21 protein-coding genes are annotated in these 25,996 nt (G+C 45.2%); 9 read left to right on the top strand and 12 right to left on the bottom strand.

Translation table 11 applies throughout. The features are described from left to right. The first annotated feature begins 38 nt into the window (after positions 1–38). Complete coding sequence (locus tag CSH93_RS13730) at positions 39–1,748, top strand: lipoprotein N-acyltransferase Lnb domain-containing protein (protein WP_164078378.1); 1,710 nt, start codon at positions 39–41, stop codon at positions 1,746–1,748. A 116-nt stretch (positions 1,749–1,864) separates the two neighbouring features. Here the strand turns inward: CSH93_RS13730 and CSH93_RS13725 are convergent, their stop codons facing one another. The 5 genes from CSH93_RS13725 to phoB form a co-directional block, all read right to left on the bottom strand. Next, on the bottom strand, positions 1,865–4,528 hold the full coding sequence (locus tag CSH93_RS13725; RefSeq protein ID WP_100643820.1) for a TonB-dependent receptor domain-containing protein: 2,664 nt from the start codon (positions 4,526–4,528) through the stop codon (positions 1,865–1,867). Positions 4,529–4,615: 87 nt separating this feature from the next. Continuing rightward, positions 4,616–7,375 carry a hypothetical protein gene (locus CSH93_RS13720; RefSeq protein WP_100643819.1) on the bottom strand — a complete coding sequence of 920 codons (2,760 nt, stop codon included), beginning with the start codon at positions 7,373–7,375 and terminating at the stop codon, positions 4,616–4,618. A gap of 148 nt (positions 7,376–7,523) precedes the next feature. Next, on the bottom strand, positions 7,524–8,528 hold the full coding sequence (locus CSH93_RS13715; protein WP_100643818.1) for a PstS family phosphate ABC transporter substrate-binding protein: 1,005 nt from the start codon (positions 8,526–8,528) through the stop codon (positions 7,524–7,526). Continuing rightward, complete coding sequence (gene phoR, locus CSH93_RS13710; RefSeq protein ID WP_100643817.1) at positions 8,525–9,838, bottom strand: phosphate regulon sensor histidine kinase PhoR; 1,314 nt, start codon at positions 9,836–9,838, stop codon at positions 8,525–8,527. Before phoR ends, CSH93_RS13715 begins: the two co-directional genes overlap by 4 nt. Before the next feature lie 36 nt (positions 9,839–9,874). Next, positions 9,875–10,564, bottom strand: a complete 690-nt coding sequence (phoB, locus tag CSH93_RS13705) for a phosphate regulon transcriptional regulator PhoB (RefSeq protein WP_100643816.1) — start codon at positions 10,562–10,564, stop codon at positions 9,875–9,877. 205 nt (positions 10,565–10,769) lie between these two features. Between phoB and CSH93_RS13700 the strand changes: the two genes are divergently transcribed. Next, a complete protein-coding gene (locus CSH93_RS13700) occupies positions 10,770–12,494 on the top strand; it encodes a sensor histidine kinase (RefSeq protein WP_100644014.1) in 1,725 nt (574 codons plus the stop codon). Positions 12,495–12,585: 91 nt separating this feature from the next. Beyond that, the gene (gene rdgC / locus CSH93_RS13695; RefSeq protein ID WP_100643815.1) at positions 12,586–13,503 is read left to right on the top strand and encodes a recombination-associated protein RdgC; all 918 of its coding nucleotides are present in this window, start codon (positions 12,586–12,588) and stop codon (positions 13,501–13,503) included. Here rdgC and CSH93_RS13690 read toward each other — a convergent pair. Continuing rightward, a complete protein-coding gene (locus CSH93_RS13690) occupies positions 13,500–14,327 on the bottom strand; it encodes a substrate-binding periplasmic protein (RefSeq protein WP_100643814.1) in 828 nt (275 codons plus the stop codon). The genes rdgC and CSH93_RS13690 overlap by 4 nt on opposite strands. A gap of 129 nt (positions 14,328–14,456) precedes the next feature. After that, positions 14,457–15,293, bottom strand: a complete 837-nt coding sequence (locus tag CSH93_RS13685) for an HDOD domain-containing protein (protein WP_100643813.1) — start codon at positions 15,291–15,293, stop codon at positions 14,457–14,459. Between the two features lie 386 nt (positions 15,294–15,679). On the opposite strand from CSH93_RS13685, the gene CSH93_RS13680 reads away from it, so the two are divergent. Then, entirely contained in the window at positions 15,680–17,314 is a 1,635-nt protein-coding gene (locus CSH93_RS13680; protein ID WP_420807263.1) for a dipeptidyl-peptidase 3 family protein, read from the top strand. A 1-nt stretch (position 17,315) separates the two neighbouring features. On the opposite strand, the gene CSH93_RS13675 is transcribed toward CSH93_RS13680, so the two are convergent. From CSH93_RS13675 to folB, 4 genes are read right to left on the bottom strand one after another with little or no spacing between them, the layout of a single operon-like run. Beyond that, a complete protein-coding gene (locus tag CSH93_RS13675) occupies positions 17,316–17,684 on the bottom strand; it encodes a histidine triad nucleotide-binding protein (RefSeq protein ID WP_100643812.1) in 369 nt (122 codons plus the stop codon). 18 nt (positions 17,685–17,702) lie between these two features. Continuing rightward, positions 17,703–18,503, bottom strand: coding sequence for an undecaprenyl-diphosphate phosphatase (locus CSH93_RS13670; protein ID WP_100643811.1), 801 nt, complete (start codon positions 18,501–18,503; stop codon positions 17,703–17,705). Then, complete coding sequence (gene folK / locus CSH93_RS13665; RefSeq protein ID WP_100643810.1) at positions 18,490–19,005, bottom strand: 2-amino-4-hydroxy-6-hydroxymethyldihydropteridine diphosphokinase; 516 nt, start codon at positions 19,003–19,005, stop codon at positions 18,490–18,492. Before folK ends, CSH93_RS13670 begins: the two co-directional genes overlap by 14 nt. Then, positions 19,005–19,358, bottom strand: coding sequence for a dihydroneopterin aldolase (gene folB, locus CSH93_RS13660; protein ID WP_100643809.1), 354 nt, complete (start codon positions 19,356–19,358; stop codon positions 19,005–19,007). Before folB ends, folK begins: the two co-directional genes overlap by 1 nt. Positions 19,359–19,477: 119 nt before the next feature. On the opposite strand from folB, the gene plsY reads away from it, so the two are divergent. Continuing rightward, the gene (gene plsY / locus CSH93_RS13655; RefSeq protein WP_100643808.1) at positions 19,478–20,080 is read left to right on the top strand and encodes a glycerol-3-phosphate 1-O-acyltransferase PlsY; all 603 of its coding nucleotides are present in this window, start codon (positions 19,478–19,480) and stop codon (positions 20,078–20,080) included. A 12-nt stretch (positions 20,081–20,092) separates the two neighbouring features. Here plsY and tsaD read toward each other — a convergent pair whose 3' ends face one another. Then, positions 20,093–21,115 (bottom strand): tRNA (adenosine(37)-N6)-threonylcarbamoyltransferase complex transferase subunit TsaD, encoded by a 1,023-nt coding sequence (gene tsaD, locus CSH93_RS13650; protein WP_100643807.1) that lies wholly within the window; start codon positions 21,113–21,115, stop codon positions 20,093–20,095. Between the two features lie 179 nt (positions 21,116–21,294). Between tsaD and rpsU the strand changes: the two genes are divergently transcribed. From rpsU to rpoD, 4 genes are all read left to right on the top strand, one after another. After that, on the top strand, positions 21,295–21,510 hold the full coding sequence (gene rpsU, locus CSH93_RS13645; RefSeq protein WP_070123829.1) for a 30S ribosomal protein S21: 216 nt from the start codon (positions 21,295–21,297) through the stop codon (positions 21,508–21,510). A gap of 71 nt (positions 21,511–21,581) precedes the next feature. Further along, entirely contained in the window at positions 21,582–22,025 is a 444-nt protein-coding gene (locus CSH93_RS13640) for a GatB/YqeY domain-containing protein (RefSeq protein WP_100643806.1), read from the top strand. 100 nt (positions 22,026–22,125) lie between these two features. Further along, complete coding sequence (gene dnaG, locus CSH93_RS13635) at positions 22,126–23,910, top strand: DNA primase (protein WP_100643805.1); 1,785 nt, start codon at positions 22,126–22,128, stop codon at positions 23,908–23,910. Between the two features lie 232 nt (positions 23,911–24,142). Further along, entirely contained in the window at positions 24,143–25,975 is a 1,833-nt protein-coding gene (rpoD, locus tag CSH93_RS13630) for an RNA polymerase sigma factor RpoD (RefSeq protein WP_100643804.1), read from the top strand. Positions 25,976–25,996: the final 21 nt, after the last annotated feature.

Raw genomic sequence — 25,996 nt, 5'->3', positions numbered from 1 at the left:
TTTTCGCAGTTCCAGTACATGCAAATGAAATATCAAATTTGGCCCAAAGTAACGAGTGGTTAAACAACATTCAGTGGACCGCCGAAGGTCCTGTCTCATATTCAGATAAATTCTATTTAACCCCAGAGCAAGCTACCGCTGAGGATGAGCTGCAGGCTACGATTAGACTGTTTGAGGAAAGCCCCGGCGAGATATGCCGTTTTCCGGCTCGACTACTACTGCTGCAAACACATTTAAATAGATTCACTGAAATAGATCCTAAACAACAATGTAAAGGATATGCCGAATTTCTAAACAAAGCGCCCATCGACTCGGTATCACTGGTTTATGCTTCCGAAAACGTGACACAAGCCAGCTCTATGATGGGTCACATTATGCTGAAAATATCAGGTGTAAACAGCTCAGGACTCCATGTTGAGCACGGTGTGACGTTTTTCACCGAGCTGGAGGGTTTCAATATTCCCAAGATACTCTGGCAAAGTTTAGTAACGGGTAAACCCGGATTTTTCCAAGTCGCGCCTTACGAACCGTTTTTAAACCATTATTTAGGCACCGAAGCCAGAAGTATTTATGAGTACCCTCTAACGTTGTCACATTGGCAACGAAGCCTATTGGCCGCGAGAGTTTGGGAACTAGGCGAGAATAATTTTGACTACTTCTTTCACACCTATAACTGTGCGACTGTGACCAAAGTTCTCCTCGCTTCGGTGGCCCCCGAATTGACGTTACACTTGGACGAATGGCTAACGCCAATCGACGTTGTTAAAGCTGCTGCAGATAGCAATTTAATTCAGTCTGCATCCATTTCTACAACCAACGAGTGGAAACTCAGATTTCTCAAGCGAGTGTTATCGCACCAGTATATCGCCCCTATAGATCAGGCAATTAAGAACCAGCAACTGCCAGAATTTAACGACAAGGACACAAAATTAGCAGCGCTTGGATATCACTACTATAAGCAATCGGTTAATTTCCTCATTAATGAGGGAAAGCTGTCTTCCGGATCGGGACTTACTCTTCTCCAAGAAACCGCCACTAAGTACTCACAATTCGAAGACACTCATTTAGAAATCGGCGGATATAAGAACCCCTTAAATACTCCCAATGACTCGCAACTGACTGTAGGGTTTGAATCCACTGACGAACAATTTTCAACGACCCTTCGTTATTTTCCTGTGGCGAATTCACTCACTGATGACAACCGTGAATTTTATGGTGAAAACGTACTTTTACTCGCTGATACCATCCTAAGAATTAGCGATACCGGCTCAGTAAAGCTCGATCAAATGATGTTGTATCAAATGCGCACAGTGGTTGATTACGATGAACAGCTTGGTGGTATATCGTCACTATTTGAGGTGGGGTTTCGTAGGGAATTCGATCAAAACGGCAGAAGGAAGCTACATTTGCAAGTTAAAGGGGGGATTGGCTTGGCCAATGTGGTCAGTACTCAATTTGGCTCGTTTATGTTTTTGAATCTGGAAGCAGGCGGTAGCCCTGACAATCAATATGTTGCTTTGCAGCCTGAGCTGGGCATATACGCCTATTTGACGGACAACTCCAAAACCGTAATAACCTACGATGCAAAATTCTATTCTGACACAAGGGACAAAGTTGAGCATCATGTCAGCGGCCAACATATTGTCTTTGTCTCAAATAGTGTTGCGATCAACACAGGTGTTAAATACATCAAGAATTCGTGGCTGGAGGAAACAAAAGCAACATTGTCGCTAAGTTACAATTTCTGATCATCAAACCCGCAACATGACAACTGATAATAGGGCAGAAGTCGTGCTCTTTAACGCTGCAACAAAAAAGCCGAAGCAGTTACGCTTCGGCCTTTTTACGGGACACAATATCTATCTTAGAAATCGTATTTGTAAGACAGGCTAAAACCAATCCCTTTGGTTTCAGACTGGAAGGTTACCCCTTCAAACTCTAACTCTTTCGATTCATCTAAGATGTTCTGTAGCTTGAACGTTACGGTCGTATTGAAGTCAGGATAATACTTGTAAACCATGTCCAATGAATGGAACGGTTGTTCAAAGTTATCATCGAAGAAATCAATACCCGGAATGATGATACGCTCACCAAACACGTTATAAACCAGCGACGCAGAGTGTTCACCATTATCCGAGTCATAGCCCAATTGCATGTTCACAACATACTCTGAGTGACCGGTTAAACGTCGCGTCGTATTGGTAATCGCTGCAGATACACCGGTTTGCTGTTCAATTGCTACAGGGTCAAGCTTGATCTCTGAATCACTCAGCGTCACGTTACCGCTTAGGAATAGGTTATCCCAAATCCCGTCACCAATAACCTCAAGACCTTGTAAAAACTCAACTTCCACACCGTACAACTCACCAGTTTCGGCGTTTGCGATACGGATCAACGGGGGACCATCCTGCGCAGGCGATTGCACCGATTCAATTGGGTCAGTCATATCTTTGTAGAACAAACCAATTGATAAGTTGTTACCCGCTTCTCGGTACCATTCCCAACGAATATCATAATTCTTAACAGATGTTGTACGTACACCCGGTGTACCCGCAATTGGATTATCTGTTAATGGATCAAGATAGGTTGCCGGTGATACTTCCCTAAGGTCTGGGCGTACAACCGTTTGGCTATAGCTCGCACGCAATTGCATGTCTTGGTCAATGAAATATGTCACAGCCAACGCTGGGTAGAAATCATCTTCCAAGAAAGCCAACTGGCTGCGGTCTGCGCCATCAATGATATCAATTTGGTTAGTGCGAGGATCAAATGGAACAACCGCCTGACGGAAGTCCTCATAACGCACACCACCACTGATACGCCACGTGTTGTCAAAGAACAAGTCAGCTTCGAAATAGTAAGCATCAATTTTCTGACCTGCCGCGTAATCATCACCCGCGATTGTGGTATCACGAATAATCGGAATATTACTGAAAGACGCATTGCTCAATGCTGCATCGCTCAGAATATCTGAGAACACATAACCATCTAAGATACTAGAATCGGCAAATGCACGCGTATTAATGTCGAAACGACGGTTTTCAGCAGTACGTGTTTTCGTGATGAAATCAGCGCCAGCCTTGAATTCCATTTCCCACTTGTCTACGTAGTAAGGCAAGTTGAAGTTATATCCGTAGTTTTCAACGCGGTCATGCAATGTTTGGAATGAATAACGAGCGGCAGTAGGCGCATTGCTCAAGCTGCTCTCGAGTTCACGGTCAAACACGCCGTCTTGGTTTGCATCTTCAAGGATAAAGCGAGATTGGAAGTTACCCGGCGCATCACGGTTTGAGCGGCCCAAAGAATATTTCCAATCAAAGCCTAAGAAACCAAGCTCTGGGAACGTATGGATACCGCGCAACTGATTGGTGTACATCTGACGTTCTTCGTAGATCACTTCAACGTCACGTACGCGCTGATCATCTACCAACTGAATGTTATTGGTGTTACCAATCTTTTCACGTAGTTCGTCACGAGTATCGTTAAGCGCAACCAAGCTGTAATCAATGCGATGATTACGCTTGTAGTCGATGCCCAAATTTAAAAGGCTTGACCACTTGATAGATTTCTCAGTTGAATCTACTTCATCAAAGAAACGTAAAAAGCGAATATTTTCGCCATCACGACTTTGTTGCTCACCCAAGAATTGCTCTGAAACATTGGTTTCATTGTCATAGCCTGCGGTAAACAAAAAGCCATAGCGAATATCATCGTTGTAATCGAAACTGTTACCAACCGCCAAATTGAAACTTGTATCAGGGTTAACGCTATCCAATACTGGATCGTAGTTGCGCTGCACGCCTTTGAACAAATTCAATGCGTCTGCAGGATCTAAATTATCCAGGAAATTTCGGCTTTCCCAACGCTCTAGAATAGCGCGTGGCGCGGCTCTGAAACCGTCATCTTGACCTTCCCAGTCGTTGCTGCCACCCGAGTACTGATAGGCGTCATCGAAGTTTTCAGAATTACCACCAATACTTCCCGACATATTAAAAATAAATTGGCTTGGGATAGTCTTCAAACGAATATCAACGTTACCACCACCGAATGAAGCTGGCATTGAAGGCGAAAACGCCTTTTGTACAGACAACGATTCAATAATATCTGATGGGAATAAGTCTAATGGAATAACGTTCCGCGTAGGGTCCGGAGATGGTACCGACGCGCCGTTTAACTGCGTACTTGAATACCGTTCACCTAAACCTCGGACGTAGATAAATTTGCCGTCAACAAGGGTAAGACCGGTTACACGTCGAAGTGCTGATGCTGCGTCGCCGTCACCTGTACGCGAAATTTGTTCTGCGCCTAGGATATCCGCTACGAAAGCTTGATTTTTACGCTCTTCCAGTACTGCTGTTGCTGTACCTTTAAGACGAGTGCCGGTCGAAACAACCTCTTCAATCACTTGCTCTTCGTCTTGATCCGCTGATTGCGCCAATGCAACAGGGGCGGTGGATTGCAACAACAGACCCGTTGCAATCGCCATTGTTAAGCGATTAAACGGAAAGCGTTCTGCTGGCTTGCTCATTATTAACCTCATATAAAAGCGTTGTTATGCATACAGCGCATGCAATGCATGCGCTGTATTTTCACTAGGAGTTGTTAATAACAAATCTTACTCAAGACCTACAGTCCAACCGGCTGTCCAGTCTGCGTCTGCTTTAACGCCACCGATGAAGTCAGCATTATCGAAAAAAGTGTCGCCCGAGAAATCTTTTGGCGTTGCACCGCTAGTTGTGAATATACCATCAAGAACCGCTGCCGCATTTGCTTCAACAGAGTTGCCTGCTTGAACATTCAAGAACCAGTCTTCTAGGTCAACATCACTGCCACCAAACTTGAAGTTTTCGCCGTTTTCACACGCAATTACTGAGTTAGTGAATGTCGTTGTGCCGTCACCCAAGTTAGTTTGAGATTCCGTTGAACCTTCAATTTCAAAACACTCGCCCATACCCGCTGGACCAGTAATGATGAAGTTAGCTAGCTGAGCGCCAGTACCTTCACGTAGGTATACACCTTCTGAATCATCTTCACCATCGAAGTTGTTACCAATGATAGTCACGTTAGCAATAGTTGGATTAGACTGTGGCTCAATTGCAGGGTTAGAACCATCGTTATCAGCTTCGATTGCACGGTTAGCATCTGAGTCATCAGCAGCCTGCTTAACAACTACATACTGCATACGACCTTTAAAGCCATTGTCCCAATCAATGCTGTCATCTTGGATGTCAGTCAATACAAGGTACTTCACGTCTACGTTGCCGCCGAAGAACTCAACACCGTCATCCGCATTTTTGTGAACTTGTAAATATTCAACTGTAGTACCTGAACCAACACCGCCGAAAGTAATACCATTCAATTCGTTATCAGGTGCAATTTCAAATCCACCGTGCATTACGCGTACGTAACGAAGTGTACCTGAGCTATCAGTTTCGTCAGAGCCACCGAATACAGCACCTTCCTGAACACCTTCAACCTGTAGTGAACAATCACCGGTTGTAGGACACTTGTTAGATGGTGCGTTACCTAGCAATACTAGACCGCCCCACTGACCAGCAGTACCTGCGTCGTCAACTAAGTCATCACGTGAAGTGAAGGTAATAGGTGCTGATGCTGAACCATTTGCGTTGATTTCAGAACCACGGCTAACAACTAGGTAATCGTTACCCGATGCACCGAAAACAGTTACGCCTGGCTCAATAGTAAGGGTTGCGCTGTCTGTGTTGTCACCACCTACGAATACCGCACCAGAGAGCGCGTATAGGTTACCTTCAGTCAATGTTAGGTCTGAAGTAATGCGACCTGATACCTGACAAGTCGTGGTAGAACCGTCTACTGGAGAAATCGCTGTTGTGCCAGCTGGGCAACCAGACTGAGATTCAACAACACCAACTTCACCACCGCCGAAACCAAACGCCCAACCTTGACGCCAGTCATCACCAGCACCTACGGCACCGATAAAGTCTGTAGCATCAAAGAAGCCATCAACTTGAGATGCGTCAGCGCCTGCGCCTAATAATACGCTTTCAGATGTTGGAGAACCGTCGTTGTTTAAGCCAACTGACTCAGAAACGAAGTTGTTTGCCTGCACATTAAGGAACCAATCTTCCAGGTCAACTGCACCGTTTGCAGTATCAGCTTTGAAGTTCTCGCCGTTGTTACACGCGATAACAGAGTTGCTGATAGTGATAGTGCCATCACCCAAGTTAGCTTGAGATTCAGTTGAGTTTTCTACTTCGAAACACTCGCCCATACCCGCAGGACCTGTTACAACCATGTTGTAAATCTGTGCGCCAGTACCTTCACGAAGGTATACACCTTCTGAATCGTCTTCACCGTCAAAGTTGTTACCAATGATGGTCAGGTTAGAGATCATTGGGTTAGATTGTGGCTCGATGTCTGGAGTAGAACCGTCGTTGTCCGCTTCAATACCACGGTTCGCATCACCTGATGCGCGATCTTGCTCTACATAAACATACTGCATCTTACCTTGGAAACCGTTGTCCCAGTCGATGCTGTCGTCTTGAATACCCGTTAGCACTACGTGTTTAAGGCTTACTGAACCACCGAAGAACTCTACACCGTCATCCGCATTTGCGTGAACTTGTAAATAATCAACAGTAGTACCAGAACCAACACCACCGAAAGTAATACCGTTCAATTCGTTGTCTGGCGCAATTTCGAAACCAGCATATTTAACAACGAAGTAGTTAAGGATACCTGAGTTGTCAGCGTCATCAGTACCACCGAATACGGCACCTTCCTGAACACCTTCAACCTGAAGTGAACACTCGCCAGTCGTTGGACACTTGTTAGATGGTGCGTTACCTAAGATAACAAGACCACCCCATTGACCTGCGCCAACTTCATCACCAAGCACATCAGCAAATGACGTCATGATAACGGGTGCAGATGCAGTACCCATCGCTTCGATTTGAGAGCCACGGCTAACAACAAGGTAGTCGTTACCTGTACGGCCAAATACGACAGTACCTTCTTCGATTTCTAGTACTGTGCTGTCAGCATTATCACCACCAACGAAAACCGGACCTTCAAGCGCCCAAACTGTGTCGTTAGTTAATGTTACTTTGCCGTTTGTGGCATCTTCATCAGTCAAACGCCCTGTTAATACACGTACACTTACGTCACGACCGAATGCTGCTGAAACTTCGTTGCTCAAAAACGTGCTGGCTTCACCAGGAGCAGTGTCAGTTACCGGTGGTGTAGGGGTTTCGCCACCGCCACTATTGTTGGTAACGTTGTTTACTACGCTGTTATCGATATCACCTTCGCTGATATTGATATCACCACCACAGCCGGCTAAAACCAAGGCTGTCGCAATCGCTGACGCTTTAAATAAGTGCTTGACTTGCATTATTAACTCCAATTCAGGGCTACATTAATTATAAAAACGCAAGCAGAGTAATGGAGGTAAATGACACATTTGTTACATCAAAGAAATGTCACAAAAGTTTCATAAATCGAAATGCACTTCAGATGTGAAAAGTATCGCGTCGGATGGGTTAGCGATTTTCAATTGGCTCAAGAATAAATTCACTGGCTGCATCATCTTGATTTGCCAATAAGCGTAACTGTCTCTCGCGAACGCCATCTGGAACAGGGAAATAGCCGTCTTGCCGAACCAAGTCTTGCCCCTCTTTTGATAACACTAGACGCAGAAATTCACGTTCCATTGTTGGCAATGGTTGGTTGGGGGCTTTGTTTATCATGATGTAAAGGAAACGAGTAAACGGATATCGTCCATTTCTCACAGTTTCTTCGTTTAATGGTACAGCAGTTTCTATGGTTTCTCCGAGTGAAAGTGCTTTCACTCCAGCGGTTTTATAACCATATGCGGCATACCCCAAAGCACCACGAGAACTGGCTACAGACAGGACGACAGAGGATGAGCCTGGCTGTTCGTTTACCGTGGCTTTAAAATCACCATCACACAGCGCCATGGATTTAAACAATCCATAGGTACCGGAGACAGAGTTTCGCCCGAATAAACGGATTGGATGTTCATTACCCCAATACCCTACATTCAACTCTCCCCACGTGTGAATTGAAGTAGGGGCACCACAAAATCGTGTTCGGGAGAAGATCGCATCAACCTGCTTTAAGCTCATCGCATTCAATGGGTTGGCACGATCAACAAACAACGCGATGGCATCGACAGCCACCAGCAACATCGTAGGCTCATAGCCATAACGACGTTGAAATGCACTGCTTTCACTGGTTTTTAATTGCCGGCTCATGGGGCCTATTGTTGCGGTGCCTTCAGTTAATGCAGGCGGTGCGGTTGAAGAACCGGAGGCTTGGATCTGAATTTTTACGTGCGGGTAATATGTTTTAAATTGCTGTGACCACAGTGAAATCAGGTTCGCTAAGGTGTCTGAGCCCACTGACGTTAAACTGCCGTCAACGCCTGGGAACCTTTCGTATGGCTTAGGCTTCGCATCACTATTATCCGCATTTACAGAAGCGGATATTAATACCCAACATAAACAGATTAATGCTGCCTTCATACGTTCTCAACATCAGGAGTTTTAATCAACTCCGCGGACAGAGTAAAACCAAATTCACTTCCCTCTCCGACTACACTGCTGACTTCCAATTGGCTATTGTGATGGTTCAATACATGTTTAACGATAGACAGACCAAGCCCTGAACCTCCCGTCTTGCGCGAACGCGCTTTATCAACGCGATAAAAGCGTTCGGTCAAGCGTGACAAGTGTTTATCTTCGATACCCTCACCGTTATCCCTAACAGAAAAGCGAACGCCCTCTTTATGGCGTCGCCAATAGACATCAATAATGCCATGATCGGGTGTGTAGTTGATCGCATTGAAGAGTAAATTTGAGCAAGCGCTGCGTAATTCCGTTTCAACACCAAACACTTCGATATCGTCATCAACGTGGTAGTTGATTGTGTGGCCTCGCTCTTGATTTAGCGTATTGGCTTCTTGACTGATCACACTTAACAATTGGCTCATATTCACCGTATTTTCGTAAATCCGTTCTGCGCTGGATTCAATGCGCGACAATATCAATAAATCTTCGATCAAATTACGCATACGAAGCGTTTGTGCACTCATTTCACTGAGTGCCTTTGCCGTAAGAGGGTCGCTCTCAGGATCGCTGGGTAATAATTCCAAGTAACCGTTGATAACCGTCAAAGGTGTACGAAGCTCATGCGATACATTGGCAACAAAATCACGTCGCATGTCTTCCAATTGCGAGACTCGGGTAACATCACGTGCAATCAGTAGCAGGTGATCTTCACCGTAACGCATAATACGGTATTCAAAAATCTTGCGAATATTGGCGGGAGACGGTACTTCAATCGGGTAGCGGTAATTGCCGGCATGGAAATACTCGATGAACTTGGGGTGGCGGATCAGATTATCGATTCGTCGCCCTGCATCATCCGGCCAACGTAACCCCAAATCGATTCGCGCTAGGCGGTTACACCACACAATTTTAGCTTGTTCATCTACCACCACAGCAGCATCGGGTAATGCCTCAGAACCTTCTCTGAATCGCTTTACCAACTGCCCCAATTCTTTCCGCTTTTTACGATTTTTACGGGAGAGGTGGTAGATACCTTCATAGATATGCTCCCACACACCGATGGCGGTGGGGGGCGACATCTTTTTACTGTGCCACAGCCACTTGTTGAGCTTATACAGTTGCCCGTAGTGCCACAGCAACAAACCTGTTGCGCCAATGGCTATGGCCTTTATCATTGCATCGAAATACCATCCAAGGATGGCAACAATAACAACGTAAACGGCCACAATAGCCAGGCTTTTCAACCATGAAAATGGGTAGTACACATCAACCTCAGAACTAAGTTCCTAGCAAGCCAGTGATCAAATTTTAGCTGAAAAACGATAACCTGCGCCGCGGACTGTTTGGATCATATCATCATGCCCATGCCCACCAATCGCTTTGCGTAAACGGCGAATATGCACATCGACAGTTCGATCTTCTACATACACGTTGGTGCCCCACACATTATCCAATAGCTGTTCACGACTGTAGACGCGTTCAGGGTGCGTCATAAAGAAATGCAGCAATTTAAATTCCGTCGGTCCCATGTCAACGGCATCGCCATTGGCTGTTACACGGTGTGACACTGGCTCTAATATCAAGCTATTAAATTCGATGGGTTCTTCTTTACTGGTAGGCGTTACTCTGCGCATAACCGCTTTGATGCGTGCAACTAACTCTTTTGGCGAAAACGGTTTGGTAATGTAATCATCAGCACCAGCATCAAGACCTCTGATCTTATCATCCTCTTCACCGCGTGCAGTCAACATGATCACCGGGATTTCTCGAGTAAAATCATGCTGTTTTAGACTTTTCGCTAATTGCACACCGCTGCCTCCCGGTAACATCCAATCCAAAAGGATTAGATCAGGATAAGGCTCTTTGATTTTCTCTTGGGCTATATCAAAGTCTTCGGCTTCTTCAGTTCTGAAACCCGCTTGTTCTAGCACCAATTTTAGCATTTCGCGGATCGGCGCTTCATCTTCAACCAGTAACACTGTTCTAGACATTCTTGTCGCTCTGTTCATAAAAACGCCGCTATTATTGAGATACTGTATGACAGTTTTATTAAAATGAAACAATTCCTAAGTCAAGGCTTCACATTGGTTGATTTTTCAACTTTGTTTAAACTTTCAACAGCAAACCTTGTTAATTGAAACATTTGCGCATATTCTTCAAATTAACATATCAAAACATCGAGATGATAAGGAAGCTATGTCGTTGGGGTCCCCTAGCCTTTCTCGAAAGCTATTAACACGGGTATTTTCAGTATACTTCGTTTTAACGTTAGTCGTAACCGTGACCCAGATTATTGCCGAGTACGCCAGTACTAAGGGCCAAATCGAAGACGAACTGCAAACCTTGCGCAGTACTTTCAGTGACAGTTTAACCCGCGCAATATGGGAATTGAACACACCTCAAGCGATATCAATAGCACAAGGCCTCATGGAACTACCAATTGTAGAGGGTGTGCAAATCCGTGATGAAGCCGGCACTTACGTGGTCGATTTAGGCCGAACAGCCCCACAAATAGCCGCTGCCATTGGCCTTGAAGGGTTACGTAACCACCAAGGCGGTTTGTTTGGCTACAGTTTCCCGCTCGTTTTTGAGTTTTCAGGGCGTCAATCACAAGTCGGTGATGTAACGCTCTACTCTAGTTTTGAAATTGTCTTAGATCGGATTGAAGTCGGTATTTTCTTCTTGATCGGTAATGCCATGGTAAAAACCGCGTTCTTGATATTCCTCTTTGTTACCGCCTTTAGAAAAATGCTGTCTGTACCGCTTAATAGCGTGACTGAGCAGATGCAGAATTTCGACCAGAACAATTTAGAGGAAAGTAAACTCGATTTATCACTGGAAGATGACAACGAATTAAAGCAACTTCAGTTATCGTATAACCACGTTATTGATGACTTGATCACATCTCAGGAAAAACTACATCAAACACAAGCTGAATTGCAGCGAGCGAATCGAAAATTAGATGATCAGAATCTGCTTTTAGAACAGGAAGTGGCAAAGAAAACAGCCGCTATGAGCCAAATCATGTTGGACTTAGAAGCTCAAAAAGACGAACTGCTCAGTAAACAATTAGATTTGCGCCAAGAAATTGATAACAGACAATATGTAGAACAAGAGCTGCGTAAACGTAATGATGAGTTAGCCAGTTCAATGGATACCCTGCAAGCGGCACAAACGCAACTGATAGAATCTGAACGCATGGCATCGCTTGGAGGTCTTGTCGCCGGTATTGCCCATGATGTGAATACGCCGCTTGGCGTCGGTGTAACAGCGGCCAGTTTCCTGCAGGAGCGCATAGACAAACTGCAGGAAGCTTTTGAAGAGAAATCTATCACTCAGTCACAACTCAACAGTTTCATTGAGGAAGCTCGACAGACCTCTGTATTGTTGATGAACAATCTCAATCGTGCTTCCGAATTGATTGCCAGTTTTAAACAAGTTGCAGTGGATCAAACCAGTGAAGCAGAGCGCAATATTAACTTGCTCGACTACTTGAACGAAATCATCCAATCACTCAAACCCAGCTTTAAGCATGCAAAGCATATTATTAACGTCGAGTGCGATCCGAATTTGACGATATTTTGTGCACCAGGCGCCATTGCGCAAATTGTCACCAACTTAGTCATGAACTCAGTTACGCATGGCTTTGAGCATCAGGTCAAAGGAACGATTAATATAAAGGTCAGCCAAGTCGATGATGATATTGAATTACGCTATTCCGATGATGGTATTGGTTTAAAGGCTGAACATTTAGACGCTTTGTTTGATGCCTTTTTCACCACAAAGCGAGCGAAAGGTGGCAGTGGCTTGGGTACGCATATTATTTATAACTTGGTTACCCAAACACTTAATGGCCAAATTGAAGCCCATTCAGAGCCTGGCAAAGGCCTAGAATATGTGATTCGTTTCCCACAACGATAATCCTTCAGCAAAAACTCTGCTCTTCAACGACAAAACACGGGCGCCTGTGATAGGATGCTCGCCCTGTTAATTCCCCTAAGAATAAAGATTAATGTGGTTTAAAAATCTCAAGGCTTATCGCCTAACATCTCCTTTATCCCTCGACCAAGAATCGGTTGAATCCGCGCTTGCTGAGTTCGCATTTAGACCCTGTGGTAAACAAGAAACTGCAACAATGGGTTTCGAACCGCCATTCGCTGCATCAGGCATGCGTAATGCGACCATGCTGTGTCATGCAGTTGAAGGCCGCTACTGGATTTGTTTGAAGAAGCAAGAGCGCTTATTGCCTGCTGCTGTCGTCAATGCGGAGTTAGCTGAAAAAGTCGCCGATATTGAAGCACAAACGGGCAGCCCGGTGGGTAAAAAAGCGCAATCGGATTTGCGTCAGGAAATAATCACTCGCTTGCTGCCACAAGCGTTCACTAAAAATACTTATACCCACGGGTTTATCGCCACTCAGGATAATCTAGTTGTCGTCAATGCGAGCGGTGACGGTGCCGCTGAAGCATTTTTGGCACACGTCAGAAAGGCGTTGGAGTCATTGCCTGTAGTGCCATTGGTGCGCCAAAGCCTGCAAAGCCAACTAACTGATTGGGTCAGTGATAAACCGCCATTAAAAGTCATTCTGCAAGAAGAAGCTGAATTCAAGTCTGTCAGTGACGATGGCGCCATCATTCGTTGTAAAAATCAGGATTTGTTCAGTGATGAAATCAAGCAACACATTGACGCCGGTAAGTTAATGCAGAAGGTCGCGATTGAATGGGACGAGCGTTTACAATGTGTTATTCAAGAAGATGGCGCGGTAAAACGCCTTAAGTTCACGGATGTGGTCAAAGAGCAGAATGCCGATATACCCAAGGATGAGTTAGCTGCCAAGTTAGATGCTGACTTTGCCTTGATGTCTGGCGAAATTATTGCGTTTATCGATGCTATGATAGAAATGTTCGAATTAAACGATACCGAGGCCTAACGCCCAGGGCTCGATGAAGATGTAGATTCCCCGTCGTTTAGCGGCGGGTGATCATACTTTAACCCCCACCTTGCCATAATCGCCTGATATTCGCCTGACTGTTTCAGTGTTTCTAGCCCTTTGCGTAACACCTCCACTGTTGCGGTTGGTGTTTGATGCCCCGTGGCCATTTCCAAATCGACCGTTAGCGCATCTATCGCCAACAATGGTTTGATTTTATTTGGATCCAATCCCGCTTCAGCAATTTCAAATGGACTGGTTGTTAGGTTCATCAACACCGCATCAACCCGGTGGCGATATAACATCGACCAAAGTTGATCAATCCGCACAAACAGATCCAGGTTTTCACCTTCAACAAAGCCATGCTCCTGCAAATATCTCGCAGAGCCATAACCTCGAATAGTGGCAATCCTCAGCGATTTGGCTTGCTCTAAGTCGCTAATGCTGTCAATACCATCGTTGACACCAATTAAATAAGCTTCGGCAACACCGACTTTGCCAATCCATTGCAATTCAGGCACTCTGGCTGTTGTTTTCAATGCGGTTAGTAACACGATATCCGGGCGGTTTTGCGCTTCATGAAATGCTCTTGCCCAAGGTAAATGTGAAACCGTCCCGGGTAGATGTGTGGCGTTTAATAATGCTTCAGCGAGATCAATAGCAGCGCCTTGTGGTGTGCCTGATTCATCAAGCCAATAGTAGGGTGCAACGAGCTCTGAATAGAACCGTAGGGGCTTTTGCGATGCGTTCGCAGTGGCATTGGCTGGTAGCAAAACCAACCCAATTAACCCGACAAACGCTAAAAAACTACTAGCTCTGGGCATTTTCAACCTCAATGCGAACAAACCGCCGTCAATATATAATCAATATTTATGAGGTTAAATGCAATCTCGATCACTATTACTGAAATCGTATAAAGCCGCTATGGCTAAGCACAGCAGCTTGCGATTTCATCAAGAAAATATAACTTTTGCGTTGTTACGCATTTCTTGGAACTCATCTGAATCTAATTCTTTCAAGTCTGCAAGAACATCGCGTTGAAGCGCCAAATTAAATACCGCGTCTTTTTGACCTTCCATATGACCACTAACCGCTGCACCAACACGCACGAAATCAAGATACGTCAGTTTCTCAGGTAAGACCGACAAATCCTTCCAAGAAGCTGCCACTTCAACAAATTCTTGCGAAAAGCCCCATGCATTCATGATGGCTGAACCAATTTTCCCTGACATTTTGTCAATCGCATCTTCAAGGAAGGTAGGGTTCGCAAAGACCTCTGCGTGGCGTTCAGCTTCAGTCAAGATAGGCAATACGCCAATCTTCGATACCAGTGCAGCCAACGTTGCTGAATCAAGAGTAAGTTCGCGCTTCTTGGTACGCTGAATATACATTTGCAATGCCGCCATACTATTAGCGGTGATATCGACTGTCTTGTCCCATTCGCGCTTGAGGTACTCTGCAACGACTTCATTCTTAGAGACAAAAAGCTGCTCCATTGCCAATGCGGTCGCGATATTTTTAATTTGGCGCAGACCAATTCGCGTAACGGCCTGGCTTACCGAACTGACCTTAACGGTACGACCCATATACGCACTGTTCGAGATCTTAATCATGCGAGCACTCAGTGACGGATCTTGAGATATCACATCAGACATCGCATTTAGGTTTATTTCCGGATCGTCAGCAGCTTTCCTCACTTTCAATGCAATCGCAGGAAGTGTTGGAAGTACCAAGGTATCGTTATTAATTTTTTCGGTAAGGATTGTTAACAGCGCATTTTGTGTTGACATGATTTTGCCTTAATTAACCGCACAAGGGCGAAGATGACTGATCTATACTGTTTATAGCGTAAACGATCTACTCCGACAGTCAATCGCTAAGTCATACAGAATTATGATCTTTATCAAGTATCTGACACTTTGCATATTTTTATCTGTCAGCCGCTACTTCTCGTTTACATTTCAGAGGTTTAAAAACTCAATACAAAAGCCACAGCTAACAAGATCATGTGTTTTTGATGTTTTAAAAACATAACTCGCGAGATTCACATCAAATTAGCAAATAGGTTATGCTGTAAGGCCTACTTATAACGATAACGACAACCAGAGAACTAACCGTGAAATTTGCATTTAAACACCCTTTACTCAGCACAGGTATCGCACTTGCGTGCTTGACGATTGCTGCTTGCTCACCAGCCACAAAAAATGAAAGCGCTCCGCAGGCCCAAACACCAACAGAAACACAATCAGAGGTGGCCTATTTAGGTCAGCGTGAACGCTTGTCTATTTACTACCCCGTGTCACTGACATCAGACTTGTCTCACTTAAGCGATAATCAAAAACAAATGCTTGGTTTGTTAATTGACGCGTCTGTGATCATGGATGATTTATTCTGGAAACAAGCTTTTGGTACCAACAAACAAGCATTTTTAGACTCAATCAGCGATGCCGAAGTTCGCCATTTCGCAACCATAAACTACGGTCCATGGGATAGACTAGCCGGTGATGAAGTATTCTTAAGTGGTTTTGATAGTAAGCCTGCTGGCGCACAATTTTACCCCAGCGACATGAGCAAAGAAGAATTCGAATCTGCTGACTTTGCTGACAAAGCTGGCTTATACAGTATGGTAGTGCGCAACGACTTAGGCGCATTGATCTCCGTCCCCTACTCTGAAGCCTTCGCCCCTGAATTAAAGGCGACTGCCGACCTCCTTTTGCAAGCATCAGAATTAGCTGATGATGCAGAATTTGCAAACTACCTGAAACTAAGGGCTGATGCATTGTTAACGGACCAATATCAAGCATCTGATATGGCTTGGATGGACATGAAGAACAACCCTATTGAGCTGGTATTAGGTCCAATTGAAACCTATGAAGACCAGCTCTACGGTTACCGAACTGCATTTGAATCCTACGTGTTGATTAAAGATCTCGCGTGGAGCGAACGCCTCGCTAAATTCGCCGCTTTCTTACCTGCATTACAAACCGGGCTACCAGTACCTGATGAATACAAAGCGGAAATGCCAGGTGCCAACGCTGACTTGAATGCTTACGATGTGGTGTATTACGCAGGTCACAGCAATGCAGGTAGCAAAACAATTGCGATCAACCTGCCAAACGACGAAGAAGTGCAGTTAGCGAAAGGAACGCGTCGTTTGCAACTTAAGAATGCTATGCGTGCGAAGTTTGATCATATTTTAGTACCTATAGCAGATGAGCTGATTGTGCCTGAACAGCGCAAGCACATCACATTTGATGCTTTCTTTGCCAACACCATGTTCCATGAAGTGGCTCACGGCCTGGGTATTAAAAATACACTAGACGGCCAAGGCACAGTGCGTGGCGCTTTGAAAGAGCATGCTTCAGCACTAGAAGAAGGCAAGGCTGATATTCTGGGTTTGTACATGGTGCAACAATTATTAGAGCGTGGGGAAATTACTGAAGGTACGTTGGAAGACTACTACACAACCTTTATGGCTGGCATTTTCCGTTCAGTTCGATTTGGAGCCTCATCAGCCCACGGTAGAGCCAATATGATCCGGTTTAATTTCTTTGCTGAACACGGTGCATTTACGCGCAATGAAGAAGGTCAATATCGTGTCGATATGGCTAAAATGGACGATGCCATTACAGCCTTATCAAACACCATATTAACTTTACAGGGCGATGGAAATTACCAAGGCGTCGCTGACCTAGTAGCAGACAAAGGGGTTATCAAAGAGCAGTTAGCCGCTGATTTAGAACGCTTGTCAAAAGCGAATATCCCGGTCGATATTCACTTTGAACAGGGAAAACAGGTACTCGGCCTCTAAATCACTCTAACTTTTTTGGCCGTTCTGTGTAGGGCGGCCATCCCATTAACTTCCCAGCCAATACATGCAAGTGAATGTGATAGACCGTTTGGCCACCGAAGTCGTTACAATTCATAACCGTCCGATAACCTTCTTCTGCAAAGCCTTTCTGGTTTGCGATATGCGCAGCCACCCAATACAAATGCCCCACCAGTTCTCGATCTTCCTTGGCAATGTCATTTACCGTTGCAATACGTTTCTTTGGGATCACTAAAAAGTGGTAAGGAGCTTGCGGATTGATATCATTGAAGGCAAGCGCTAACTCGTCTTCATAAATAATGTCGGCCGGAATACTACGGTCAATAATCTTGTCAAAAATGGTTTCGCTCATCGGGTTTCCTTTTCGCTGTTAACCAAACACAAACCACAACAGGATAACACCCAATGCCAATCGGTAAATGACAAATGGCAGCATGCCAATGCGTGAAATCCAATGCAAAAATAGATATATACAAAGATAAGCGCTGATAAAAGAAAAGCCAGCTCCATAAAACAGCGCTGTCCAATCAACCCCATCCCCTTGCTTCAACAGATCAAGCGTGGATAGCAATCCAGCCCCTAAAATAGCCGGAATAGACAACAGAAAAGAAAACCTTGCTGCACTTTCTCGATCAAATCCGAGCATCAAGCTTGCCGTCATAGTAATACCTGAACGTGATGTTCCCGGGATCAAGGCTAAAATTTGCGCTAAGCCAATAACAATGGCCTGCCCCCAACGCATTTCCGACATTTTTCGTGTTAGACGAGCCGTTGCGTCGGCGTACCACAGGAGTAAGCCGAACGCGATAGTTGTCACCGCCATGACTAATGCGGTGCGCGCATTGAGTTCGATCCAGTCTTTAAGTAGGAATCCGATGACAATAATAGGTAGGGTCGCAATGACGATTGACCAAGCTAAACGACTGTCATCGGTCTGTTTAGTGGTAAAACCATGCTGAAAGAAATCAATCGTTAAACGTGTGACATCTTGACGAAGATAAATCAAAACTGCGAGTAAACTGCCGACATGAACAGCCACATCAAAGGCCAAACCCTGTGCACGCCAATCTAATAACTCTGCAGGCAACAATAGGTGAGCCGAACTGGAAATTGGCAAAAACTCAGTGATCCCTTGAATAATCGCCAGAATAATGATCTCAAATAGCGTCATGCGTACCTTCTCTCCAATTAAAGGTTATGGGCCACAACTTTTGCTTGCTGCTGTCAAAAGACTGCCACAAATCCAAATAACTGGCATTCTTTACGGGATGTTTGTGCGTTGGCACTAACTCAGCCAACGGTTGCAGCACAAATGCATTATAAGTAATTTCATCGCGAGGCAGCGTTACCGGCTCTTTCGTCACCAATTGGTCGTAGGTGAGTAGGTCAAGATCTAATGTACGTGATGCAAATTTCTTCTCACCGCGTTTGCGTCCATTGTCTTGCTCAATTTGTTTTAAAATTTGGCACACTTTAGCAACAGGCAAATCAGTGTAGGCGCTGGCAACCAAATTATAAAAGGCATCGCCATCAAAGCCGACTGACTCACTCTCGTATACAGAGGATAACTGAACATCTTCAAAATGTTGTTTCAGCGCTTCAACCCCAGAACGTGTGTGTTTCTCACGCTGAATGTTGGTCCCCAAGCTTATCAGGATATGGTGCATATTCATCAACGAGATTCTCGCACAAGACGAACCGCAACCTTTGCCGCGTTGGGTAAAATATCGGGCTTAATAATGGATAAATCCACTCGTGTCACCGGGAAGCGAGTCAATACACAGTCACACAATGCCTGACCCAGTGCTTCAAGTAATTCAAACTTGGCCTTGCCAGCAACTTCCGCTAACGCTTCAGCAACTTTGGCATAGTCGATGGTGTCGGCAACATCATCCGTTTCGCATGCACGGCTTAAATCGGCATCGAGCACTAAGTCGACCAACAAAATAGTTTTCTGAGTACGCTCCCAATCGTAAACACCGATTAAGGTGGGTAGTTGAAGCCCTTGAATAATGATCTGTTCCATATACCGCCGCGCGCACGTAAGTTGTTGTATATCGACAATTAGCTGACTGTTCAGACTAGTCTTGATAGTGCCTTTCTTGTAATGTGCCGGTAGTTTAACGTGATCTTTTGAACGATGACATGGTTGCATTGATAATTTTAATGGTGGGTCTGGCGTATTTGTGTGGTTCGATCTCCAGTGCTGTCATGATCTGTCGAATATTTCGCTTACCTGACCCTCGCTTTACCGGCTCAGGTAATCCTGGCGCGACCAACGTTTACCGTATTGGCGGCCCCATTCCTGCAAGCTTAGTGCTTGTCAGCGACATACTAAAAGGCACCATACCGACATACGGTAGCTACTTTCTGGGAATAGAGCCCATTTACCTCGGTTTCATTGCGATTGCCGCCTGCGTTGGTCATATCTTCCCACTGTTTTTTGGATTTAAAGGCGGGAAGGCTGTAGCAACCGCATTTGGCGCCATGCTGCCGATTGGTCTTGATTTGGCCGGACTACTGATTGCCAGTTGGGTTATCGTGGTTGCCATCAGTGGCTATTCATCGTTAGGTGCGATTGTTGCTGTAAGCTTAGCGCCTATGTTTACTTTCTTGATCAAGCCGCTCTACACACTGCCTGTTGCCATGTTGAGTATTTTAATCATTATCCGCCATCACGAAAACATTCATCGTTTATGGCACCGCAAAGAAAGTAAAATATGGCAAAAAGGGAAAGCCCGAGAATAACGCGTTTTTTTATTACACGGTCGTTATGGGCGACAGACTATCAAGTGGCCAACGCGGTTTGGCTTTACAATCGACACTGGTTCGCTCACCCGCCAGCAAACGCTGCGCGCCCGCATACGCAATCATAGCGCCGTTATCGGTACAAAACGCTAAATTAGGATAGAACACTTGGCCGTTGAGTTGTTGCATCATAAGCGCCATTTGTTCACGTAAATAAATATTCGCGCTGACACCACCGGCGATCACCAGCCTCTTCCCGTTCACCTGTTTAAGTGCGCGTTTACACTTAATGATTAAGGTATCCACAACCGCTTCTTGAAACGCATACGCGATGTTAGCTTTGGTTTGTTCACTGCCATCAGACGACCTAATGGTATTGGCGGCAAAGGTTTTTAGGCCACTGAAGCTAAAATCGAGACCAGGACGATCGGTCATAGGGCGTGGAAATTGATAATGACCCGCTTCTCCTTTTTCCGCCAACTTAGCCAATAAGGGGCCTCCAGGATAATCTAAACCCAGCAACTTTGCCGTTTTATCAAAGGCTTCACCTGCCGCATCATCAATCGACTCTCCCAACACCTCGTAATCGCCCAGCGATTTCACATTCACCAACATGCTGTGGCCACCTGACACCAGTAGCGCGACAAAAGGATATTGAGGCTTTTCCTCTTCAAGCATCGGAGCCAGTAAATGCCCTTCCATATGGTGCACGCCGACAATCGGCACGCCCCATGCGTACCCAATGCTCTTAGCGACTGATGCCCCAACTAATAATGCACCTACTAGGCCGGGCCCCTGCGTAAAAGCAATGCCATCTATTTCAGAGGGGGATAATCCTGCGTCATCCATCGTTTGTTGAATGAGGGGCAAGATCTTGCGCACGTGATCGCGCGAGGCGAGTTCAGGGACGACACCACCGTAATCCGCATGCAATTTTACTTGGCTATACAAACAATGTGAAAGCAAGCCTGCGTCGGTATCGTAAATCGCAACGCCGGTTTCATCACAAGAAGTTTCTATTCCCAATACACGCATAATCACACTACCTACAGCAAAGTTTCGCGCGTAGTGTACGTGTTTACCAGTTTTTAGCAAATACGACTTTACTTCTGCGCTGGATATGATTAGAATTTCGCACCATTTTTAACCCGGGTGGAGTTTTCTCCTCAAATAATTGCCCGGTAGAACTAGTAAATTTTGAGGTGAAATTTTAGATGCCTATCGTTAAAGTTAGAGAGAACGAGCCGTTTGACGTAGCTCTTCGTCGTTTTAAGCGTTCATGTGAAAAAGCCGGTGTACTTTCAGAAGTACGTCGTCGTGAGTTTTTCGAAAAGCCGACTTGGGAACGCAAGCGCAAAAAAGCTGCAGCTAAAAAGCGTCATATGAAAAAATTGGCTCGTGAAAACGCGCGTCGCGTAAAACTCTACTAAGATAGAAAGTTTTTACGATCAAACGCGCCTACAGGGCGCGTTTTTGTTTGTGTTGATAAAAGGAAATCCGCATGTCGTTAACCGATGATCTGAAAGAAGCGCAAAAAGATGCAATGCGTGCAAAAGATAAATTGCGCCTAGGCACTATCCGTATGGCATTAGCCGCGATCAAACAACGTGAAATCGATGAACGCATCACACTGGAAGACAGTGACGTGTTGGCTGTGTTAACCAAAATGGTTAAACAACGCAAAGACGCGGCGCAACAGTTTGATGATGCAAATCGCGCTGATTTGGCGGATAACGAACGTGCTGAGATTGTCATTTTAGAAACATTTTTACCGCAACCGCTCAGCGAACAGGAGCTGTCTGATCTTATCGATGCAGCAATGGCAGAAACAGGTGCCAGCGGCATGCAAGATATGGGTAAGGTCATGGGATGGCTGAAACCTAAGGTTCAAGGGCGCGCTGATATGGGTGCTTTAAGCGGTAAAATCAAAGCCAAGCTGGCTTAATGTAAATGCTATTCCCTGCCAAGCTGTTAAACGCCGCTTGGCAGGTTCTTGTACTATTGCTACATTAGTTGCCCCTTTACGTTAGGAATCCTATCCCCGCATGGCAGGCCTTATCCCAAGAGACTTTATCGAGGACATGATTGCCCGTACCGATATCGTAGAAATCGTCGATAGCAGGGTAAAGCTCAAGAAGGCCGGTAAAAACTACCAAGCGTGCTGTCCATTCCATAACGAAAAATCACCGTCTTTTACGGTCAGCCAAGACAAGCAGTTTTATCATTGCTTCGGTTGTGGTGCACACGGCAATGCTGTTTCCTTTCTGATGGAATTTGACCGTCTAGAATTTCCAGAAGCCATTGAAGAATTAGCACGCTATCACGGTGTTGAAGTGCCCCGCGAAAAAAGCAGCGGTACGCAAAAACCTTCAGTGGGCAGAGCACAGCTCGACAATGATTATGCCTTGATGGAAAAGGCAACACGCTTTTTTCAACACCAACTAAAACAGCATCCTCAATCACCGAGCGTTATTGACTACTTAAAACAGCGTGGTCTAAATGGCGAAACAGTGAAACACTGGGAGATCGGTTATGCGCCGCCCGAGTGGGATGGTGTACTAAAGCAATTTGGTAGCGATAACCAACGCCAGCAACAATTGGTCGATTTAAAATTAGTTAGCGAAAACGACAATCGCAAACGCTTCGACTTTTTCCGCGACCGGCTCATGTTCCCCATTCGCGACAAACGTGGTCGAGTTGTCGGTTTTGGTGGTCGAGTGTTTGGTCAAGACGGTCCAAAATATTTGAACTCGCCAGAGACACGCATTTTTCATAAAGGCAGTGAACTGTATGGCTTCTACCAAGCACGGCAGGCTAACCGTCACTTAGACAAAGTGCTTGTGGTTGAAGGCTATATGGATGTCGTCGCTTTATCACAGTATGGCATTGATTACGCAGTGGCCGCACTAGGCACGGCAACAACCCCTGAACATATTCAAATGTTAGTGCGTGCAACAGATGACATTGTTTGCTGTTATGACGGTGATCGCGCTGGACGCGAGGCCGCTTGGCGTGCCATGGAAAATGCGCTTGCTTACCTAAAAGATGGCATCACCATGCGCTTTTTGTTCTTACCTGAAGGCGAAGATCCGGATAGTTTGGTGCAAAAAATCGGTAAAGACGCGTTCGAAGACAAATTAAAAGACGCGCAGCCTCTATCCAAGTTTTTATTTGACCGTTTAATGCAACAGCACTCGACCAATACAGCCGAAGGTAAAGCGGCGTTGAAGGCGCAAGCCCAACCTCTGATTGATAAAATACTGGGCGATAATCAACGTGATATCTTAAACCAAGAGCTCAGCCGGCTATGTGGTGAACGCGATCGTTACCAGCGTGAACGAGACATACAGATTGCCAACCAACGCTCAGCACCGTCGCAATCCTCAAGCTATGCGGCACCGAAGTCGAGCATTTCTCCGGTGCGAACCATGATACGGCTGCTATTGGATATGCCTTCACTGGCAACTGAATTACCCGATATAGACTTTGCCATTCTGGCAGACAGTGCAATACCGGGCATGCCGTTATTGCACGCTGTTCACGCTTTCTGCGCGCAAAATCCACGTGCCCACACGGGCATGGTATTGGAATTTTTCCGGGGTAAACCAGAGTCAGCCCATTTAGCAAAATTGCTACAACAAGAGCATCTGATTGATGAAAATGCTGCCAAACGTGTGTTCACAGACAGTTTTAGAAAGCTTATTCACTGGCACTTTGAACAACGTATGGATGCTCTGATGACTAAAGATCGGGTGCATGGATTGAGTGCCGCAGAAAAGCAGGAGCTTAATCTGCTCATGCAAGCCAAAAAGCCAGTAAACCAAGGTTGAAATTGAGCAATTCATAACCATATTAGCTGGAAAGAAAGTTGTTTTATCTGCTATACTGGTGAATTCGCCAGAGACCCTGTGAAAGTAGTCTATACTTGCTTTCACATATGGCCAAAGATTGTCGGGCCAAGGCTGTCTGACATAGGCTAAAACCATTTAGCATCAAGCGTTCTGGCTAAATGGGTATGATGACGTTGAATAGCGCTATTCAAATGAGAGAAGTGTAAAATTTATGCCGCAAAACAAGCAGTCTCAGATCAAACTTCTGATTGCCAAAGGAAAAGAACAAGGGTACTTAACTTTCGCAGAAGTTAATGACCATCTACCGCAAGATATCATCGACTCAGATCAGATTGAAGATATCATTCGAATGATCAATGACATGGGTATTCAAGTTTCTGAATCCGCACCAGATTCAGACGAACTACTCATGCAAGAGACAACTGCAGACGAAGAAGTCGCAGAAGCTGCAGCTCAGGCATTGGCTACCGTAGAGAGTGAAATAGGTCGTACAACTGACCCCGTACGTATGTACATGCGTGAAATGGGTACAGTGGAGCTATTAACGCGTGAAGGCGAAATTGAAATCGCTAAACGTATCGAAGACGGTATCAACCAAGTTCAATGTTCCGTTGCCGAATATCCTGAAGCTATTACCTATCTTCTCGACCAGTGGGACTTATACGAAGCAGAAGAGATTCGCTTAAGCGATATCATTTTGGGCTTTGTTGACCCGAATGAAGAAGATGTTGCTCCGACCGCAACTCACGTTGGTTCAGAATTATCACAAGAAGATCTTGATGATGAAGATGATGACAGCGATGACGATGACGATGATGAAGAAGATGACAACAGCGTAGATCCTGAAGTGGCACGCGAAAAGTTTGCCTTACTTCGCGATCAGTACATCAAAACACGTGAAGTCATCGAGAAAAAAGGTCGAGCTCACAAGGATTCGCGTACACAGATCAATGCATTAAGCGATGTGTTCAAAGAATTCCGTTTGGTGCCTAAGCAATTTGACCGCATGGTTAAAAACATGCGCGATATGATGGATCGCGTGCGTATCCAAGAACGCTTAGTGATGAAGTATTGTGTTGTTAACGCCAAAATGCCGAAGAAAGATTTCATCAAGGCTTTCGCAGGTAATGAAACAACAACCGATTGGTTGGAAACATTGCTGGCAACAGACAAAGATTATGTTCCTTCGTTACTCGAACAAAAAGAAGAGATCGAACGTAGCGTCAGCAAAATGAATCAGGTTGAATCTGAAACCGGTTTGGTGATTGCTGATATCAAAGACATCAACCGCCGTATGTCGATTGGTGAAGCCAAAGCACGACGCGCGAAAAAGGAAATGGTGGAAGCGAACTTACGTTTGGTTATCTCTATCGCTAAGAAATACACCAATCGAGGCCTTCAGTTCCTTGACCTTATTCAGGAAGGTAATATCGGTCTGATGAAAGCCGTTGATAAGTTTGAATATCGCCGTGGTTATAAGTTCTCAACTTATGCAACATGGTGGATCCGTCAGGCAATTACGCGTTCAATTGCGGACCAAGCCCGCACTATACGTATTCCGGTACACATGATTGAAACGATCAACAAGTTGAATCGTATCTCTCGCCAAATGTTACAAGAAATGGGTCGTGAACCGACGCCAGAAGAATTGTCTGAACGCATGATGATGCCTGAAGACAAAATCCGTAAAGTACTGAAAATTGCCAAAGAGCCAATCTCAATGGAGACGCCAATCGGTGATGATGAAGATTCACATTTAGGTGACTTTATCGAGGATAATACGATTATCCAGCCACTCGATTCAGCGACCGGCGGCAGCTTGAAAGATGCAACGCAAGAAGTACTCGCCGGTCTTACAGCGCGTGAAGCCAAAGTATTGCGTATGCGTTTCGGGATCGACATGAATACTGACCACACGTTAGAAGAAGTGGGTAAACAGTTTGATGTTACGCGTGAACGTATTCGTCAGATCGAAGCGAAAGCGTTACGTAAATTACGTCACCCAAGTCGTTCTGAGCAATTAAAGAGCTTCTTAGACGAGTAAGCGACTTACTTATAATAAAGA

This window comes from Neoalteromonas facilis (assembly GCF_002807665.1).
Taxonomy (GTDB): domain Bacteria; phylum Pseudomonadota; class Gammaproteobacteria; order Enterobacterales; family Alteromonadaceae; genus Alteromonas_E; species Alteromonas_E facilis.
The sequence above is the reverse complement of the archived record's forward strand: the minus strand, read 5'-3'. Positions and strand labels throughout refer to the sequence as shown.